Source organism: Pseudoflavonifractor phocaeensis (genome assembly GCF_038439875.1).
GTDB lineage: Bacteria > Bacillota > Clostridia > Oscillospirales > Oscillospiraceae > Vermiculatibacterium.
Window position 1 is genome coordinate 74,756 of the sequence record NZ_JBCDMT010000001.1, and the last position, 18,791, is coordinate 93,546.

Here is an 18,791-nt window from a genome sequence, read left to right on the forward strand (position 1 = left end):
AAAACCTTTATGTTTTCTTCACTCTCCCGAAAAGAATGGTTTAGGGTTCTCTGGTAGACTGGCTTCAACGAGATAAAGGAGGACGAATCATGGAACCCATCCTGACAGTGGAAAAACTGCAAAAGACCTACGGCGGCAAGGGAAACCGCACCAACGCCCTGCGGGGGCTGGACTTCCAGGTCTGGCCGGGGGAGTTCGTGGGCATCATGGGCCCCTCGGGCAGCGGCAAGACCACCCTGCTGAACTGTGTCTCCACCATCGACACCCCCTCCGCCGGGGCCATCACCGTTGACGGCGCACGGCTGGACAAGCTCCGGGGCAAGGCTCTGGCCCGGTTCCGCCGGGAGCGGCTGGGCTTCATCTTCCAGGACTGCAACCTGCTGGACACCCTGACGGGTCTGGAAAACATCGCCCTGGCCCTCACCATCACCGGCGCCCCCGCCGGGGAGGTGGAGGCCCAGGCCCGGGAGGCAGCCCGGCTGCTGGGGGTGGAGGACGTGCTGGAGAAGTTCCCCTACCAGATGTCCGGCGGCCAGCAGCAGCGGGTGGCCGCCGCCCGGGCCATGGTGACCCGCCCGGCCCTCATCCTGGCCGACGAGCCCACCGGGGCCCTGGACTCCAAGTCCACCCGGATGCTGCTGGGACAGCTGGAGGAGCTCAACGAGGCCGAGGGGGCCACCATCCTGCTGGTGACCCACGACGCCTTCACCGCCTCCTGGTGCCGGCGCATCCTCTTCCTCCGGGACGGCGAGCTCTACAAGGAGCTACGCCGGGGAGAGGGGGAGGACCGGCGGAGCTTCTTCCGGGACATCCTGTCGGTGGTGAGCGAGCTGGGAGGTGACGGGACCGATGTTCTCTAAGCTGGCCCTGCGCAACGTCCGGCGCAGCCTGAAGGACTACGCCGTCTACTTCCTCACCCTCACCTTCGGGGTGTGCCTGTTCTACGTTTTTTCCGCCCTGGACGGCCAGAGCGTCATGACCTTTTTGGCCGGCAAGGACAACCCCAACGTGGAGAGCATCTTCACCCTGGTGGGGGTGTTCTCCGGCTTCGTGGCGGTGGTGCTGGCGGGGCTCATCCTCTACGCCAACCAGTTTTTGATGAAGCGGCGCAAGCGGGAGCTGGGCACCTACTACCTGCTGGGGATGCCCGCGGGGCAGGTGGCCCGGATGCTGGTGGAGGAGACCCTGGTCATCGGCCTGGCCGCCCTGGTCTCCGGCGTGGCCCTGGGCATCCTGGGCTCCTGGGCCCTTGACAAGCTGACGGTGGCCATGTTTCTGGCCACGCCGCCGGAGGTGTTCACCTTCCAGATCTCCTGGGCGGCGGCGGGGAAGACCGCCCTCTACTTCGGGGCCATCTTCCTGGTGGTGATGGCCTTCACCGGCCTGTCGGTCTCCCGGGCCAAGGTCATCGACCTGGTGCGGGGGGAGCGGAAGAACGAGGAGGTGGCCCAGCGGCCCCTGGGGGTGTCGGCGGCCCTCTTCCTCCTGGGCTGCGCCCTTCTGGGGGCGGCCTACGCCATCCTCCTTATCCGAGGCCTTCTGCGCATCGACCCACTGTGGTTCGGGATGCTGGCCCTGGGGAGCGCGGGCACCTTTCTCATCTTCCGCTCCCTGTCCGGCTTCCTGCTGCGGCTGACCAAGGGCCACGCCGGGTACTACAAGGGCCTCAACATGTTCGTCCTGCGGCAGTGGAGCGGCAAGGTCCACACCAACTGCGTGTCCAACACCCTCATCTGCCTGCTTCTGCTGCTGGCCATCGGGGTCACTGCCTGCTCGGTGGGCCTCAACGACACCATCACCACCGCCGTTACCGACCAGGCCCCCTACGACCTGACGGTGCTCAACTACGGCCGGGAGAGTGCCTATGAAGAGGCCGACGTGGCCGGCCTCTTCCGCTCCGCCGGGCTGGACCCGGAGGAGACCTTCGAGCGGGTGGAGGACGTCACCGTCTATTATAACGACCCGTCGGTGACCGGGATCAGCGAGCGGGACGCCTACGCCGTCATGGGCCTTACCGCCTACAATCAGTTGATGGCGAACCGGGGCCTGCCCGGGCTGGAGGCGCTTGCGGCGCCGGTGCGGGCGCCCCAGGCCGTGGTCAACGGCCCCGCCGCCAGCGGCATCGCCGTGGCGCCGGACGAAATGCTTGCCCAGCTCCGTCCCCGGCGGCAGATGGTGAACATCACCTACCGGGGGGACAAGACCGCGGCAGACGACGCCGTCCGGACCGCCATGGCGGTCCCCGGCTTCAACGACGGGCTGGACCTCCAGGGCAACTTCAAGCTGGACAACTATTACGACCTGATGGGGGCCAAGATTCTGGTGCTCTATATCGGCCTCTACCTGGGGCTGGTCTTCCTCCTCACCGCCGCGGCGGTGCTGGCCCTCCAGCAGCTCTCCCTGGCCGCCGACAACGTCCGGCGCTATCAGCTTTTGGAGAAACTGGGGGCCCCGGAGCGGATGCGCCGGGGGGCGGTGGTGAGCCAGGTGGCCCTGGCCTTCCTCCTGCCCCTGGTCCTGGGCGTGGTCCACGCCGTGGTGGGCATGACGGCGGCCAACCAGGTCATCGCGGAGCTGGGCAAGGTGGACACGGTGCGCTCCAGCCTCCTCACCGCCGGGTTCCTGCTGCTGATCTACGGCGGCTACTTCCTCGCCACCTGCCTGGGCGCCTGGCGGGCGGTGAAAAGCGGCGGCGGAAGAGAAGAATAACGCTTTGACATTCCCCGCCGCTCCGGCTACAATGGACACCATAAAGAAACCGGAGCGAGGGAGCGGTGGGGATGAAAGACCTGCGTGGAGACTGCGATATCATCGTACGGGAGGCCATCCGCCGGGTGATGCCCGGGGAGGCGGTCCGCCGTGCCCTGGCGGGCCGGGACTTCGGCCCCGGCCGCCTGGTGCTGGTCAGCGTGGGCAAGGCGGGCTGGTCCATGGCCCGGGCGGCCTGGGACTGCCTGGGGGAGCGGGTGAGCGGCGGCATCGTCATCACCAAGCACGGCCACGCCTGGGGCCCCATCGGCCCCCTCCTTATCCGGGAGGCGGGCCACCCGGTGCCCGACGCCGCCACCCTCTCCGCCACGGCGGAGGCTTTGACGCTCACGGAGGGCCTGACGGCGGTGGACACCGTCCTCTTCCTTCTCTCCGGCGGCGGCTCCGCCCTCTTCGAGTCGCCCCTGGTGCCGGAGGAGGAGCTCCGGGACGTGACGGAACAGCTTTTGGCCAGCGGGGCGGATATCGTGGAGATGAACACCATCCGCAAGCGCCTCTCCGGTGTGAAGGGCGGGCGTTTCGCCCAGCACTGCGCCCCGGCCCGGGTCTTTGCCGTGGTCCTCTCCGACATCATCGGGGACCCCCTGGACATGATCGCCTCCGGCCCCGCCTACCCGGACTCCTCCACCTGCGGCGAGGCCCTTGCCGCCGCCCGGCGGTACGGCCTGCGGCTCTCTCAGGAGGCTTTTGCCCTGCTGGAACGGGAGACCCCCAAGGCCCTGGACAACGTGGAGAGCGTGGTCACCGGCTCCGTGCGGGAGCTGTGCCGGGCCGCCGCCGACGCCTGCCAGGACCTGGGCTACGAGCCGGTGCTCCTCACCGACTGCCTGGACTGCGAGGCGAGGGAGGCGGGGGCTTTCCTGGCCGCCGTGGCCCGGTCCCATCAGGAGGCGGACAAGTCCCTGGCCTTCCTGGCCGGCGGGGAGACGGTGGTCCACCTGACGGGCAAGGGCCTGGGGGGCCGCAATCAGGAGTTGGCCCTCTCGGCGGCCCGGGGCATCGCGGGGCTCCGGGACACCGCCGTGTTCTCCGTGGGGAGCGACGGCACCGACGGTCCCACGGACGCCGCCGGGGGCTATGTGGACGGGGGGACCGCCGAGGTCCTGGCCGGCCAGGGCGTGGATCTTTTTGAGGTCCTGGGCCGGAACGACGCCTATCACGCCCTCGCCAAGTGCGGCGGGCTCATCATGACCGGCGGCACAGGCACCAACGTCAACGATGTGGCGGTGGTCCTCATCCGCCGCTGAGACGGCGGTCAAAAGGGCGGAAGATCCTTGGTGATCTTCCGCCCTTTCCCTGCGGCGGGCGGCCAGCTCTCTCTTGACAAGGGGGCGGGGAGCCTTTATCATGGAATCACGGCGGCGGGCGCCAGATGCCGGGGGCCCGCCGGGCCGCATATTATTTGAAGGAGGAACTGCTTTTTGAAGCGTTTCCAAATGAACTGCTCTGATTCGGAGATTGACGAAAGCCGGGAGGTTTGCGTCAATCCTTAACTGACCCAGCCTCCCTGAATGAAACAATTACTTCATTTTAGGAGAGGTCATAAATGAAAAAGCACCGTATCGACTATCGCGTCAACCCCTGCCACGAAACCTTCACCTGCAAGGTCTGCGGCCGTCTGGTCACCCCCGAGGGTGCGGGAAGCCGGCACAGGAACCACTGCCCCAACTGCCTGTCCAGCCTCCACGTGGACGACACCCCCGGCGACCGGGCCGCTGACTGCGGCGGGGTCATGGAACCGGTGGCCGTCTGGGTCCGCAAGGGTGGCGAGTGGGCCGTCATCCACCGCTGCCGCCGCTGCGGAGCCCTCAGCTCCAACCGGGTGGCGGGGGACGACAACCCCGTGCAGCTCCTGTCCCTGGCCGCCCGGCCCCTGGCCCAGCCCCCCTTCCCCCTGGAGTTGCTGGAGCGGATGGCGGATGCCATGGGCTATTCCCTGCCCTGAGTCCGGCGGCGTGCCGCCGGGATGGAAGAAATAAAGAGCGGCCCCTGTCTTTTTGACAGGGGCCGCTCTTTATCTTTTCATGAAAGGGGTCAATCATGCTCCAGGCGTAGCGGCTGAGAGAAGCCGATGAGGATGGCGGGGATGAGGAAGGAGGCCATCGCGCCGAACAGAAGGCTGTACTGGCTGTCCTCGACGCGCATCCAGACCAGGACGCCAACGACCACACCCACAATGGCGGCCAGGATGGGAAACCGGCCGGCACGGATGGGGATTCCCCGGAAAAAGAGCAAAATCCCACAGGGAGCGGCGAAGAAAATGCCGCAGACAATGTTGATCCGAAACAGGGAAATGTTGTCCAGAGAGAGGACGATCAGTCCACAGAAGAGGGCGAACATCAGCAGGAAGAGGGAGCCGAACCGGCGGTGGGATTCCGGCGTTCCCTCCTCTCCTGTGACGAGAGAGTGGCCCCGCAGCGACATAAGGGCGAATACGCCCATCAGGGAATTGGTGACGGTGGTAAAGGCGATGGCCAGCATGAGGCAGGAGAAAAGGCTCCTGAGCGCGAAGCTGTTCACCCCGGAAAAGAGGACTTCGACCATAAGGTTGGTGCTCAAGCCCTCCGGCAGGTCGCCGCCCATGCGGGCCCGCCAGACGCAGCACAGGACGCAGGAGGTGATCACCACCACCGGAGTCCAGATCCAGATACAACCCATGCGGACGGACGAGACTGCCTGGTCCGCGTCCTCCATCAGATTGACCCGCAGGGCAAAGACCGGGTCGAGCAAAGTCTCCGAGACACCCAGAATGATCATGACCAGCATATAAAAGCAAAGTCCGGCCAAAAAGGAGGAGAGGGCGCCGCCTCGGGTACTGGTGCGGAAATCGGTCAGTGCCATGCCCAGTCCCTCCTGGAACAGATGGGCCTCTCCGCCGAAGATCATCAGAAACAGGAGGGCGGCCAGGGTCAAGAGAATGGTAAAACAGCCGATGAGGTCATGAAGCAGCACGCCCCGCATCCCGGTCAGAAGGACGAACAGAGCCGCGCCCAAGACCAAAAGGACGGAAAAGAACTTGTAGGAACAGTTCCACAGCATGGAAAATACGTTGGCGACGCCCACCAGCTGTTGGACCATCGTGTACGCGGCCATGAGCACACCAATGCCCAGGAAAAAATACTCACTGCTCCGGGACAGCCGGTCCCTCGCCAGGTCGGAGAGGAAAAAGGGCCGTCCATAGTGCCTGCGCCCATAGCGCAGGAGCCCAAGGGTCATGGCGAAGCCGAAGGAGGCACCGACGGCGTAGGAGACGCAGCCCAGCAGGCCGTACGTGATGCCCGCCTCCGTGGCGCCGAGGATGGAAGTGGTCCACATCCAGTTGGCGAAGCTGGTAAGCGTCAGTACGGTATGAGGCACTTTTCCGCCCGCGAATAAAAAATCCTGAAACGGAACGGTGTGGAACCCACGGCGGCGGAGAAATATGACGAGCAGGATGAGGACGGCGGCCTGAACGGCTAGGATACCTGCGCCCATAAAAATCGCCTCACGACTGGCCGGAGGGGTCCGGCGGATTTTCTGCCTGGTGAAAATGGGGAGCCCAGTAGTAGGTTCGCGCCACGTGCTCCGGGGCAGGGGGCGGGGTGGACAGGGAGATGACGACGGTGGCCAGCACATTGAGGCCAAAGCCCAAAAGGACCCGGCCGACAGAGAAGGAGGCGCCCGTCAGCACAAGGCCGCCGCAATAGACGATTCCCGTCCCCATCCCGGCCAGCGCGCCCTGGGTATTGACCCGTCTGGAAAACCAGGCGGAAAAGTAGGCCGGCAAGAGGATGACAGCGGCGATACCGATTCCGACGCTCCACAGCTGCATGATGTCCAGCATATTGATGGCGAAGGCGTAGCCGATGCCGCCGGCCAGGATGGCCACCACCCGTGTCCAGAAAATGAGCTCGCGGTCCCCCGCCTCCGGGTTGATAAACCGGTGAAAAATGTCGCCGGAGAACATGACCCCGGAAGCCACCATGAAAGAGTCGGCGGAGGAGAGCACGGAGGAGATGATGACCAGAATCACGAAAATCGTCATCTGCGGCGAGAGCATTTGAGAGACGAACCAATAGAGGACATACCCGTCGGACACATCGTTGGTGAGTGTGCGCAGCAGCACCCCGGTAAAGGCGGGGAGAAGCAGCAGAAGCAGGGTAATGGACTGGGGGATCAGATAGCCCCAAAAGGCCGTTTTGTCTGTTTTACAGGAGTAGATCCGCTCCCAGTCGCTTTGGTCCCCCATGAGAAAGAAAAGCCCAAACAGGAACAGGAAGCCGAGGATGGTGGGGGCGGAGGCCTGTGAGGGGATAAGGGACACGGCCGCCAGCTGGTCCGTACGTTCATAAAAATCCAGAGTGCTGCCCAGGCCGCCGCTGTTTTTTAGGGCGGAAAAGAACAAAAAAAGCATGCCCGCGGTTTGAATAAAGCCCTGGAGCACGTCTGTGACCACCACGCCCCACAAGCCGCTGGCCACAGTATAAGCCACCACCAGGAATAAGCTCAGCAAGGTGGCCAGATTGTGGTCGATCCCGGCAAAATAGGTGAACATATAGGACATGGCCGCAAAATTCATGCCCACCACCGTGACATTGCGGATCAGCAATCCCAGTGTGGCGGGCACACGGATGAATTCCTTATACTCCGGAAAACGCAGCGACAGCATATCGGCGATGCCTGTGACCTGAAGCCTCCTGATGCGGGTGATGAAGAACATGGCGAACAAAACGCCCGCCACGCAGGAGATCCCAAAGATCCAGTATTGGCTGGCCCCGTCCAGATAGGCGTTGCCCACGAGTCCAACAATGGTGCCGCCGCCGATCCAGGTCCCAAGATAGGTGAAGATCACGAAGGTAATGGTCAGGGAACGGCCGCAAAAACCGTACTCCATATAAGAAGTAAGCGCTTTTTTTGTAAAAAAAGCGCTTATGAGGAGAATGGCAATAATATAAAGCAGAATTGGCGCAAGATAAGCAAGACGCACTGCGCATCAGCCTTCCGTTTGTCCTCGGCCCGTGGACTTGATCCAGTCCAGCACTTCCTGCTGATCGAAGCGGATGTTTTTCCCGATCTTCAGAAAAGGCAGGCCTTTCTTTTTTAAATTGTAGATCGTGATGCGGGAAACCTGCAGCATCTCGCTCACATCTTCCACGGTCAAAAACTTCACATCGGCGCTCATGTTATGATCCTCTCCGTTTCAATTTACATATCCGGCATCATTTGCCGCTATGTTTATTACTCTTGACTATATTATACAATAAAAAACATAAAAAGCAAGGGCAATCAAAAAGTTGAAACGAAGCTGTAAAGAAGTATTCCCACCATGGAGGGGGAGGATACGGACGCACCGTGGGAGCGGTGCGTCCGTATTTTCCTGCTGCGTACAAGGGGAGAAAGCCTGGAGAAAGGAAAGGGCGGTATCGGTCAGCGGGGCAGGATCTTTTCCCCGCTGCCCAGCGCCGCGTCATAGAGATCGGTGCGGCGGTCGCGGAAGATGACGTTCATGGCGTTCCAGTTCAGACGGCGCGCCTCCATCAGGTTGACTTCCGCCACCAGAACCTCCTCCTGGTTATCGGAGGCCAGGCCCGCGCGGAACCAGCCGTCAGGGCCGACGATCAGGCTGCGGCCGGGGAACTTGCAGCCCCGCTCCGTCCCGATGCGGTCCGCGGCGACCACGAAGATATTGTTGCAGTTGGCGTTGACCATAGCCAGGTGGGTGCCCATGGTGCGCAGCTCAGCGGGAGGGATGTCTACCCAGTTGGTGGGGCAGCAGACCACATCGGCGCCCTTCAGCGCCAGGATGCGGAAGTTTTCGAAATACCACATGTCGAAGCAGATGAGCATGCCGATGCGGCCGATGGGGGTCTCAAAGACCTGGTAGCCCAGATCGCCGGGCTCGAAGAAGATCTTGTCATCGCACCACAGGTGCAGCTTGCGGTGCTTGCCGATATAGCCGTCGGGGCCGATGAGAACGGCGCTGTTGTAGCAGCGCACACCGTCCTCGGCCAACTCAGTGATGCCGGCGACGATGTACACGCCCCGCTCCCGGGCCACCTTTTCCCACTCGCCGCAGGTATACCCGCCGGGCACCGGCTCAGCGCAGTCATAGACCTCCTGGCGGGAGTTGAACATGTAGCCTGTGTTGCACAGCTCCGGCAGCGTGATCAGGTTTGCGCCCTGGTCCGCCGCCTCGTTGATCATGCGGACACTCTTGGCCACGTTCTCTTTCTTGCAGCCCAGCTGAGGCTCCATTTGGACAGCGGCCAGCTTGACCATGCTTTCCTGGTTGTCGATCTTGTTGAGTTCCAACATTTTTGACTCCTCCTTTTTGATTTTGGGACAACTTTAACCCAGCAGGCCTGGGAACGCCATAAACAGATAGCGCAGGAATACGGTGGCGCCGAAGGAACAGATTGCCATGGAGCCGGTAAAACCCACCATGCCGTGCCAATGGGGCGGGATCTTCTCGTTGATCATGAGGGCCAGGGCCGGGCAGCTCAAGGCGCCCAGGACGGCGGAAATGAGGATGACCGGCATGGAGCCGCCGAAGAGCAGTACCATGGCGGGCGCCACCGAGACCACGGGGACAAAGGTTGGGAAGAAATCATTGTCCATCCAGCCGTCCCAGTAGACGTACATGGCGATGGCTCCGGTAAGGATCTGGCTGAGGAGACAGGCCGGGAACAGTCCCGTGCCATAAATGGGGTGCAGGGGGTTCAAAAGCCAGCTGATCAGGCTGCCGATGATCAGACAGGCCCCGGCCAGTTCGTTGCCCACGAACATGGGCTCGGAGTAGTCGGCCAGCATCCTGCGTACGAAATATTGATTGGGATGGAGGTGCTTATATTCGGAGATTGGGATCTCACCCGCCACCTGGGCGGGAGAGAGGTCAGTCAGCGGTTGACGCTTCATCCACGGCAGGAACCGGCAGATCTCGAAGACGAAGATGCCGCCGATCCACATGCCGCTGACGCTGCCGATGACGCCGGGGAGGCCGTGGGGAAAGAGCAGCTCGTTGCGGATAAAAATGGTGGCCGGTGTGGTAAAGACGGCGCCCAGGATGGCTCCGGTGAGCAGGACCTCGATCCGGCCGCCGTAGAGCAGGATGACGGCGGAGGCGACGCTGACGTAGGGGACGAAGGTGGCGGACCAGGCATCTCCCTCAATGCGCAGCGCGCCGAAGAGGATGGTCACAATCCCCATGCTGAGGAAAGCCGCCGCGAAGATCCACGGCCAGATCTGCCCGAAACCGTAAGAGATGGGGGTCATGCGGAAGCGGGAACCTTTCCGGTCCAGCAAATAGGCAATGACGGAGCCGGCCAATACGCCGATGCCGCCGAGCAGGGATTTGTGGAAGTGGGGCTCGGTGGCGTCACCGAGCATCCAAAGGAAGCTCCACAGAGGGCTGCCCCGCATTTTATCAAGCCAGGTGTTGTAGTCGAACAGGCTGTTTCCCAAGTTCGGCTGTAGTGCGGACATTGCGAAATAGAGTACGAAACCAAAAATAAGGACACCGATAAATGCCGCGGTTGGTCTTTTCCTGCTGCTCATCACTCTCACTCCATTTTTCATTTGAATTTGATTGACTGACCCAAGAATTTGGCATTTACCAACCCCCTTTTTTCAACGGCACATTGCATAATCGGACATGTCGATTTGTGTAAAGTATTGTCGATAAATACACGTTACTATATTTTACATGCATTGTCAATTCTTTTTTATAAATTAATATATATTATTGTAAAGATAAGCGTGTTTTTGATTGTGCATTATAAAGCAAAACATAGCTTGGAAGTCTTGGGAGAGGCCGCTTGAAATGGTGGGGTGGGTGAGGCTGGGCGGTGTTGAAAAAAGCGGCGAAGCCTAATGGCTTCGCCGCTTTGGTTAAGGCGTCTGTGAAATCTTGGCAAACAAAAAGCGCCATCTCTCAAAGAGAGGCGGCGCTTTTTTCGCTTACAGCGTATCCGCCCGGTCCCGGACGGCCTTTTTGAAGTCGATGATGTAGTGGGTGTACTCGGTGTTCAGGAAGGGGGAGGTGATAAGGAAATCCGCCGTGGCCCGGTTGTTGGCGATGGGGATATCGTAGACCTGGGCGATGCGGAGGAGGGCCTTCACGTCGGGGTCGTGGGGCTGGGCGGTGAGAGGGTCGGAGAAGAAGATGACCATGTCGATCTTCCCCTGGACGATCTGGGCCCCCACCTCCTGGTCCCCCCCCAGAGGGCCGGAGTTGTATCCAAAGACAGGCAGGCCGGTGCGCTGGGCGATCATCCGGGCGGTGGTGCCGGTGCCGCAGAGGAAGTGGCCGGCCAGGATCTCCTTGTTGTCCTGGCACCAGTCGATGATCTCGTCCTTCATGTTGTCATGGGCGATGAGGGCGATGCGCTTTTGGGGGTTGAGCACCTGCTTGACCTTTTCTTTGTTTGTCATGGGGTCATCTCTCCTGTCTGTTTCGGTATCAGCTCCGGGTGAGCAGTTCATAGACCGCCCCCTGGACGTAGTCCAATTCCTCAAAGGTGGTAAAGGGTCCCACGGAAAAGCGGACCAGCCCGCCGGGGAAGGTGCCCAGCGTCCTGTGGGCGGCGGGGGCGCAGTGGAGGCCGCAGCGGGTCTGGACGCCGTAGTCCCGCTCCAGCAGGAAAGCGGCCTCGCCGTTGTCCCGGCCTCTGAAATCCACGCTGACAACCCCCACCCGGCCGCCCGGCTCCGGGCCGGGGACGGACAGGCCGTCCTCCTCCAGCTCCTTCATCCGGGCCCACAGGTGGCCCCCCAGCCGCCGCTGGCGGTCCATGAGGCCGTCCTGGGCCTCCAGAAAGTCCAGGGCGGCGGACAGGCCATAGACGCCGGGCAGGTTCAGGGTCCCGGGCTCCAGCCGGTCGGGAAGGCAGGGGGGCATATCCAGAGACTCGGAAAAGCTGCCGGTGCCGCCGGAGACCAGGGGGTCCAGTGCCTGGGCCATGGCGTCGGTGACCAGGAGGGCCCCGATGCCCTGAGGGCCTAAAAGCCCCTTGTGGCCGGGGAGGGCCAGGCCGTCGATGCCCATGGCGGCCATGTCGATGGGCACGTGTCCGGCGCTCTGGGCGGCGTCCACCAGGAAAAAGACGCCCCGGGCCTGGCAGAGGGCCCCCACCTGGGCCGCCGGCATCAGCCCGCCGGTCACGTTGGAGGCGTGGGTCAGGATCACCGCCCGGGCCCCCTCCAGCAGGGGGGGGAGGGCTTCCAGATCGAGAAGGCCCTCCCCATCACAGGGGAGAAGCTCCACCTGGACGCCCCGGCCCTTCAGCTGTTCCAGGGGCCGCAGGACGGCGTTGTGCTCCATGGGGGAGGTGAGGACCCTGTCGCCGGGCCGCAGCAGGCCCTTGAGCAGAAAATTGAGGCCGTAAGTGGCCCCGGGCGTGAAGATCACGTTCCGGGGGGCGGGGCCGCCCAGCAGACGGCACAACCGCTCCCGGACCTCCCACGCCACGCCCGCCGCCGCCTGGGCGGGGGCGTAGCTGCCCCGGCCGATGTTGCGGCCTACGGTGTCGATGTAGGCCGCCATGGCCTTTCCGACGCCGGGGGCCTTGGGAAAGGAGGTGGCGGCATTGTCCAGATAAACCTCACGCACGCGCCCGCCCCCTCACAGATTGGTCTCCAGGGGTTGGCGGAGGGTGTACCGGTCGGCCCGCAGCTGGCTGAGGACCCGGGAAACGACGGAGGTGTTGGCGGGCAGAGTGACCCGGCCCATGGACTTCCTGCTCTCCAGGCCCCGCAGAAGGTCGGCGGAGGTGGAACCGGTGACGTTTGGCGTCCAGCAGGACCAGCCGGCTCCGGTCAGGGAGGCGGTGAGCCGTTCCGGAGCCGAGACGATGCGGGTGCGGATCCGGGCGATGTGGGTCAAAAGTTCATTGCCCCGTTCCAGCTGTTCCAGAGCATCCTCCGCGCTGCCGTCCACGATAAGTCCCACCGAGTGGCCAGCCGCCACCGCCTGGCGGATCAGAGCGCTCTGCGGGGCAAGGCTGTCGGGGGTGAAGAGAAACAGCGCGTGGGTGGAGGAGGGAAAGAGGGACAAAAGCCCCTCCCCCGCCTGGGAGGCGTCCACCGCCAGATAGACATGCACGTCCTCCTTGGTGGTGCTGCCGGGGGCAGGCGTGCTGCTGGGCTGGGGGGGCGCCGTGGGGGCGGGGTTGTTCACCGCGGGGGTGGCCATGGGTTCCTGACCGTTGATGATGTTGTTGTAGCGGTGGTTCATGCCGCCGCTGGCCGAGCTGAGGAACACGCTGTCGGAAAGGGTGGAGGAGCTGTTGGTGATGCGGATGAGGGTGCCCCGGTCCGTGGTGGGCAGGAAGGAGTAGGTGAGGCCGAAGAAATTGCACACGGCGGCGGCGGGGACGTAGACCACGCCGTTTCGGATGACGGCCCGGAAGTCCATCTGCGTGTCCTGGTTGTCCACGCAGATGCCCATGTTCACCGTAAAGGTGAGATAGCCGGACAGGGAATAGAGGGTGAGGATGGTGCCCCGCTCCTGGGTCAGGCCGTAGTAGACCCCCAGGTCCACCCCGGTGGTGGCCTTGTCAAAAACCAGGTAGGGCACGTAGATGGTTCCGCTCACCGCCACAGGGAGCAGGCCGCCGGGAAGGTCACACATCTTGTCGTTGGTGGCCAGCAGATAGACGGTGGAGGCGGCGGCCTCCGCCCGTGGAAGGGCGGCGGCACAGAGCAGGACAACGGCGCACAGCAGCGCGGCCAGACGTTTTTTCATCGGTGGGGCCTCCTTTCCGGGGCGGTGGGGGGAAGGCCGCTCAGGCCTCTTCGGAGGCAAACATGGCCTCGAAGGTGGCGGCGTCCATGTTCTCGTTCTCCAGCAGGTATTGGGCCACCTTATCCAGGTAGGGCCGGTCCCGCTTCAAAATGGTCTCGCAGGTCTCGTAGGCCTGGTCCAGAAGGCGCTTGACCTCCTCGTCGATGACGGCTGCCACCTCCTCAGAGTAGCTCTTGGCCTGGGCCATGCTCCGGCCGATGAATACCTCGTCGTGGCCGGAGTCAAAGACCACGTTGCCCAGCCGGTCGGACATGCCGTAGCGCATGACCATGTTCCGGGCGATGGAGCTGGCCTGCTGAAGGTCGCTCCCCGCGCCGGTGGACACGTCCCCCAGCACCAGCTGTTCGGCGCACCGGCCGCCCAGGCACACGGCGATGCGGTCGGTGAGCTCCTTCTTGGACTGGAAGGATTTGTCCTCCTTGGGCAGGTGAATGGTCATGCCCCCGGCCATGCCCCGGGGGACGATGGTGATCTGGTGCACCGGGTCCTGGCTGTCCAGGGCGTGGATAACCAGGGCGTGGCCCGCTTCGTGGTATGCGGTGAGCTTCCGTTCCCGCTGGATGACCACCCGGCTCTTCTTCTCCGGGCCGGCCAGCACTTTGATGACGGACTCCTGAAGGTCCTCCATGGTGATGAAGGGGCGGCGGAGGCGGGCGGCCCGGAGGGCGGCCTCGTTCATCAGGTTTTCCAGGTCCGCACCGGTGAAGCCGGCGGTGGACTTGGCCAAGGTCTTGAGATCCACGTCGTCGGCCAGGGGCTTATTGCGGGAGTGGACCAGGAGAATCTCCTCCCGGCCCTTCACGTCGGGAGCCCCCACGTAGACCTGCCGGTCGAACCGGCCGGGCCGCAGGAGGGCGGGGTCCAGGATGTCCACCCGGTTGGTGGCCGCCAGGACCACCACCCCCTCGTTGGTGCCGAAGCCGTCCATCTCGACGAGGAGCTGGTTCAGGGTTTGCTCCCGCTCATCGTGGCCGCCGCCCAGGCCCGCGCCCCGCTGGCGGCCCACGGCGTCGATCTCGTCGATGAAGACGATGGCGGGGGAGTCCTTTTTGGCCTGGTCGAAGAGGTCCCGTACCCGGGACGCGCCCACGCCCACGTAGAGCTCCACGAAGTCAGAGCCGGAGATGGAGAGGAAGTTGACCCCCGCCTCCCCGGCCACCGCCTTGGCCAGCAGGGTCTTGCCGGTGCCCGGAGGGCCCACCAGGAGGATGCCCTTGGGGATGCGGGCCCCCAGGTCCAGATAGCGCTTGGGATCCTTGAGGAAGTCCACCACCTCCTGGAGCTCGGCCTTCTCCTCGTCTGCCCCCGCCACGTCGGCAAAGGTGACCTTTTTCCCCTCGGCCTCGGCGGTCTTGGTGCGGGCGTGGCTGAATTTGCCCGGCTTCTCGCCCCCGGCGCCGCCGCCGGCCCCCGCCTGGCGGATCATCATGTTGTACCACAGAATGGCGAAGAGCCCCAAAATCAACAGCCAGGGCAGGAAGGAGATCCACCAGGGCAGCACTGTGTCGGGCGGGTAGTCGTAATCCGCCAGGATGCCCGCGCGCTTCTGTGCCGCCAAGATCTCGTCGAAGTCCTCGTGGAACATCTGGGTGCTGTACAGCTTGGTGGTGACGGTGGTGGAGTCGTTCCAGGGCTCCTTGAGGGTCATGGTGAGGGTATTGTCCTTCACGGTGACCGTCTCCACCTGCTGGTGTTCGATGAGGGAGCGCACCTCGGCGTAGGAGGGGGTGGGAGGCGCGTCCATGCCCCGCAGGGCGAATACGGCCACCAGCAGGATCACCACGATCAGGCTCAAAAAGCCCACGTCCCTGGCGCTGATCTTCTTGTTCAAGGGGAAACCACGTCCTTTCGGAGAAGGGTGTTATTCCAGACCCAATTTGTCCTTGTAGACACTGGGCTTGAGGATGCCGATATAGGGGAGGTTGCGGTAACGCTCGTCAAAGTCCAGGCCGTAGCCCACCACGAACTCGTCGGGGACCTCGAAGCCCACGTAGTCGGCGGTGATGGGCTTGGTGCGGCGGGAGGGCTTGTCGAGGAGGGTGGCCAGGCGGATGGAGGCCGGGTGCCGGGCCTTCAACAGTTGGAAGAGGTAGTGCAGGGTGTTGCCGCTGTCCAGGATATCCTCCACCACGATGACATCCCGGCCCTCGATGGAGTCGGAGAGGTCCTTGATGATGTTCACCTGGCCGGAGGAGACGGTGCCCGAGCCGTAGGAGGAGACCGCCATGAAGTCTACCCGGCAGAAGGTGTCGATATGCCGGGTCAGATCGGCCATAAAGATGTAAGAGCCCCGCAGGACGCTGACCAGGATGGGCTCCTTTCCGGCGTAGTCGGCGCTGATCTGGGCGCCCAGCTCGGCCACCCGCCGCTCCAGCTCGGCCTGGGAGATAAGTATCCGCTCGATATCGTCTTTCATCATGTCTCGTGATCCTTCTCTCTTTGTAATCTCTCAAAGGAAAGGGCCCAGGCCTCCTGGCCCGGCTGGGCCAGACGGGACGCCTCGGGGCCGAAGCCCGCCAGGGCGGCCACGCCGGAGGCGTCGGCCAGGACGGGGAGCTGTTCTCGCTCCCGCCGGGGGACTTTTGCCTCGATGAGCCACTTCTTTACCGTCTTGGTGCCCTCCCGGCCGGGGAGGGAGAGGGAATCCCCCACCTGGCGGGGCCGGAGGAGGGCGCCGGGGGAGAGCCGGTCCCGGGCCAGATACCACACGCCGGGCTCCGGCGCGCCGGGGCAGAGGGCGGCCCGGCACCGGCACGCGTACCGGCTGTTGGGGGGGATGGTCAACCCCTCGAAATTGAGGGGGGTGGGGGTCAGAGGGGGCAGGGGGTCCGACTGGGTGGTGAGGAGCAGCTCCCGGTATACCCGCTGGGCCAGCATGCCCCGGGGGAGAAAGAGGACGGCGGAGGGATCCTCCCCCCGGCACAGCTCCACGATGCCGTTGAGGTGGGCGGCGGAGCAGTCGGTGGAGCCGTCCCCCATCATCTCGATGAGCCGCCGGGCGGCCCGGGGGGCCAGGGCGGGGGGGAGTTCGGCGATATACCGGGCCTCGATGACCAGGTCGTCCTCCGCCCACCGGGCGTTCTGGCAGACCCGGGCGGCCTGGGCGTTCAAAAAGTCGTTGTCGGCCCGCAGGGAGCGGATGGCGGCGGAGCAGCCCTCCAGGAACCGGGGGTTGAGCTCCTTCAGCACCGGCATGACCTGAGCCCTTAATTTATTGCGGGAGAAAGCCTCGTCGGCATTGGAGCTGTCCTCCCGGTAGGGGACGTGGAATTCTTCCAGGTAGGCCAGGATCTCCTCCCGGGGGGTGGTGAGCAGGGGGCGCACCAGGTCGTCCCGCCGGGGCGGGATGCCCGCCAGCCCTTGGAGCCCGGTGCCCCGGACCAGATGGAGCAAAAGGGTCTCGGCGTTGTCGTCGGCGTTGTGGGCGGTGGCGATGACCGCCCCGCCGATGTCCTGGGCAGTCCGGCGGAGGAAGGCGTAGCGGAGGTCCCGGGCGGTCTCCTCGATGCCCCGGCCCGCCTCACCTGCCCTGGCCCTCACGTCGGCGGAGCCCAGGTGGAAGGGGATGCCGTTCTCCCGGCACCAGTCCCGGACGAAGGCGGCGTCGGCGTCGGATTCCGCACCCCGGAGCCGGTGGTCGAAGTGGGCGGCGTGGAGAGAGATATCCTCCCGGCGGGAGAGCCAGTGGAGCAGGCACATGGAGTCCGCCCCGCCGGAGACGGCGCACAGCACCGTGGAGCCGGGGGAGAGCATGGCGTATTCCCTTGTCAGAGCCAGGGCTTGTTCCAGCATGTGGGGCTCCTTCTCGGGGCGGCGCCCCGATGGATGTAGTCTGGACGGAAAACCGGGCGCTCAGTCCCGGAACACTCAATATTCCGAGTGCCGCCGGTCGATGGAGGCGAAGGTGGTGTACTCGGGCAGCCATTGCAGCTCCACCGTCCCCGTCTCGCCGTGGCGGTTTTTGGCGATGATGCACTCGGCCAGGTTGTGGTCCTCGGTCTCCTCGTCGTAATAGCCCTCCCGATAGAGGAACATGACGATGTCGGCGTCCTGCTCGATGGCGCCCGATTCCCGCAGGTCGGAGAGCATGGGCCGCTTGTTGGCCCGGGCCTCGTTGGCGCGGGAGAGCTGGGAGAGGCACAGCACGGGGACGTTGAGCTCCTTGGCCATGATCTTCAGGCTCCGGGAGATGTCGGAGACCACCTGCTGGCGGTTGTCGCTGCCCCGGGTGGGGCCGCCGGCGGAGGTCATGAGCTGGAGATAGTCTATGACCACCAGGCCCAGGTTATCCACACGGCGGCACTTGGCGTTCATATCGGCCACCGAGAGCATGGGGTTGTCGTCGATGAGGATCTGGGTCTGGTTGAGGGCCGCCGAGGCGGCGGCGATCTTGCCCCAGTCGTCCTCGGAGAGCTGGCCCGTCACCAGCTTCTTGTTGTCCACGAAGGACTCGCCGGAGATCAGGCGCATGGCCAGCTGCTCCCGGCTCATCTCCAGGGAGAAGAACACCACCGTCTTGCCGGAAAACTTGCCGGCGTGAAGGAGGATGTTCAGGGCCATGGAGGTCTTGCCCATGCCGGGCCGGGCGGCCAGGAGGATGAGGTCGGACTTGTTGAGGCCGGAGATGGCGGCGTCCACGTCCACAAGGCCGGTGGAGAGCCCCGGCACCGCGTCCCCGCTGGCGGCCAGCTCGTTGAGCCGGTTGTAGACCCCCAGGATGACGGAGGAGATGTGCTCCAAGCCCTGGGCGCTGCGGCCCTGGCGGATGGCGTAGATGCGCTGCTCGGCGGACTCCAGGGCCTCCTGGGCGGTGGCGGTGCCCTCCTGGATGAGGCCGGTGATGGCCCCCGCCGTCTCGGCGATGCGCCGCAGGAGGGACTTGTCCCGGACGATGTTCACGTACTCCATCACGTTGGCCGCCGTGGGGGTGATGACCATGAGCTGGCGGACGTAGTCATAGGAGGTGTTTTCGTCGTAGACCCCGGCCTGGCGCATCTTGTCCAGCACGGTCACCGGGTCGATGGTCTCGGAAAAATTGAACATAGAGCAGACCGTCTCATAGATCTCCCGGTTCTGCCGGAGATAGAAATCCTCCGGCTTCAGCGCTTCGATCACCTGGGGCACGCACCGCTCGTCGATAAGGATGGAGCCCAGCACCGCCTGTTCCGCCTCCACCGAGTGGGGCATCTGGCGGGAGAGCAGTTCGTCCATGTCCGGTCACCTCTTTCGTCTCTTGTGGATG

General features: G+C 64.0%; 16 protein-coding genes. 4 read left to right on the top strand and 12 right to left on the bottom strand.

The window, feature by feature from the left end:
- The first annotated feature begins 89 nt into the window (after positions 1–89).
- The 4 genes from AAEU42_RS00395 (at position 90) to AAEU42_RS00410 (ending at position 4,714) form a co-directional block, all read left to right on the top strand.
- Complete coding sequence (locus AAEU42_RS00395; RefSeq protein WP_342231532.1) at positions 90–860, top strand: ABC transporter ATP-binding protein; 771 nt, start codon at positions 90–92, stop codon at positions 858–860.
- Complete coding sequence (locus tag AAEU42_RS00400) at positions 850–2,709, top strand: FtsX-like permease family protein (RefSeq protein ID WP_342231533.1); 1,860 nt, start codon at positions 850–852, stop codon at positions 2,707–2,709. The genes AAEU42_RS00395 and AAEU42_RS00400 overlap by 11 nt, the downstream gene beginning before the upstream one ends.
- 71 nt (positions 2,710–2,780) lie before the next feature.
- Complete coding sequence (locus AAEU42_RS00405; RefSeq protein ID WP_342231534.1) at positions 2,781–4,016, top strand: glycerate kinase type-2 family protein; 1,236 nt, start codon at positions 2,781–2,783, stop codon at positions 4,014–4,016.
- Positions 4,017–4,315: 299 nt separating this feature from the next.
- Positions 4,316–4,714 carry an RNHCP domain-containing protein gene (locus tag AAEU42_RS00410; RefSeq protein ID WP_342231535.1) on the top strand — a complete coding sequence of 133 codons (399 nt, stop codon included), beginning with the start codon at positions 4,316–4,318 and terminating at the stop codon, positions 4,712–4,714.
- An 89-nt stretch (positions 4,715–4,803) separates the two neighbouring features.
- Here the strand turns inward: AAEU42_RS00410 and AAEU42_RS00415 are convergent, their stop codons facing one another.
- From AAEU42_RS00415 to dnaB, 12 genes are all read right to left on the bottom strand, one after another.
- A complete protein-coding gene (locus AAEU42_RS00415; protein WP_342231536.1) occupies positions 4,804–6,243 on the bottom strand; it encodes an SLC5/6 family protein in 1,440 nt (479 codons plus the stop codon).
- A 10-nt stretch (positions 6,244–6,253) separates the two neighbouring features.
- Complete coding sequence (locus AAEU42_RS00420) at positions 6,254–7,642, bottom strand: sodium:solute symporter family protein (protein WP_342231537.1); 1,389 nt, start codon at positions 7,640–7,642, stop codon at positions 6,254–6,256.
- Positions 7,643–7,741: 99 nt separating this feature from the next.
- The gene (locus tag AAEU42_RS00425; protein ID WP_342231538.1) at positions 7,742–7,930 is read right to left on the bottom strand and encodes a helix-turn-helix domain-containing protein; all 189 of its coding nucleotides are present in this window, start codon (positions 7,928–7,930) and stop codon (positions 7,742–7,744) included.
- A gap of 245 nt (positions 7,931–8,175) precedes the next feature.
- A complete protein-coding gene (locus AAEU42_RS00430; RefSeq protein WP_342231539.1) occupies positions 8,176–9,063 on the bottom strand; it encodes a nitrilase family protein in 888 nt (295 codons plus the stop codon).
- Positions 9,064–9,096: 33 nt separating this feature from the next.
- On the bottom strand, positions 9,097–10,209 hold the full coding sequence (locus AAEU42_RS00435) for a hypothetical protein (RefSeq protein ID WP_342231540.1): 1,113 nt from the start codon (positions 10,207–10,209) through the stop codon (positions 9,097–9,099).
- Between the two features lie 495 nt (positions 10,210–10,704).
- Positions 10,705–11,178, bottom strand: a complete 474-nt coding sequence (locus AAEU42_RS00440) for a methylglyoxal synthase (protein WP_342231541.1) — start codon at positions 11,176–11,178, stop codon at positions 10,705–10,707.
- 28 nt (positions 11,179–11,206) lie between these two features.
- Positions 11,207–12,355: an aminotransferase class V-fold PLP-dependent enzyme gene (locus AAEU42_RS00445; RefSeq protein WP_342231542.1), complete on the bottom strand. Its 1,149-nt coding sequence runs from the start codon at positions 12,353–12,355 to the stop codon at positions 11,207–11,209.
- A gap of 12 nt (positions 12,356–12,367) precedes the next feature.
- Positions 12,368–13,489, bottom strand: a complete 1,122-nt coding sequence (locus tag AAEU42_RS00450; RefSeq protein ID WP_342231543.1) for a hypothetical protein — start codon at positions 13,487–13,489, stop codon at positions 12,368–12,370.
- Between the two features lie 40 nt (positions 13,490–13,529).
- Positions 13,530–15,380, bottom strand: a complete 1,851-nt coding sequence (gene ftsH / locus AAEU42_RS00455) for an ATP-dependent zinc metalloprotease FtsH (RefSeq protein WP_342231544.1) — start codon at positions 15,378–15,380, stop codon at positions 13,530–13,532.
- Positions 15,381–15,410: 30 nt separating this feature from the next.
- Positions 15,411–15,968, bottom strand: a complete 558-nt coding sequence (gene hpt / locus AAEU42_RS00460) for a hypoxanthine phosphoribosyltransferase (RefSeq protein ID WP_342231545.1) — start codon at positions 15,966–15,968, stop codon at positions 15,411–15,413.
- A complete protein-coding gene (gene tilS, locus AAEU42_RS00465; protein ID WP_342231546.1) occupies positions 15,965–17,341 on the bottom strand; it encodes a tRNA lysidine(34) synthetase TilS in 1,377 nt (458 codons plus the stop codon). Before tilS ends, hpt begins: the two co-directional genes overlap by 4 nt.
- Positions 17,342–17,416: 75 nt before the next feature.
- Entirely contained in the window at positions 17,417–18,760 is a 1,344-nt protein-coding gene (dnaB, locus tag AAEU42_RS00470) for a replicative DNA helicase (RefSeq protein WP_342231547.1), read from the bottom strand.
- Positions 18,761–18,791: the final 31 nt, after the last annotated feature.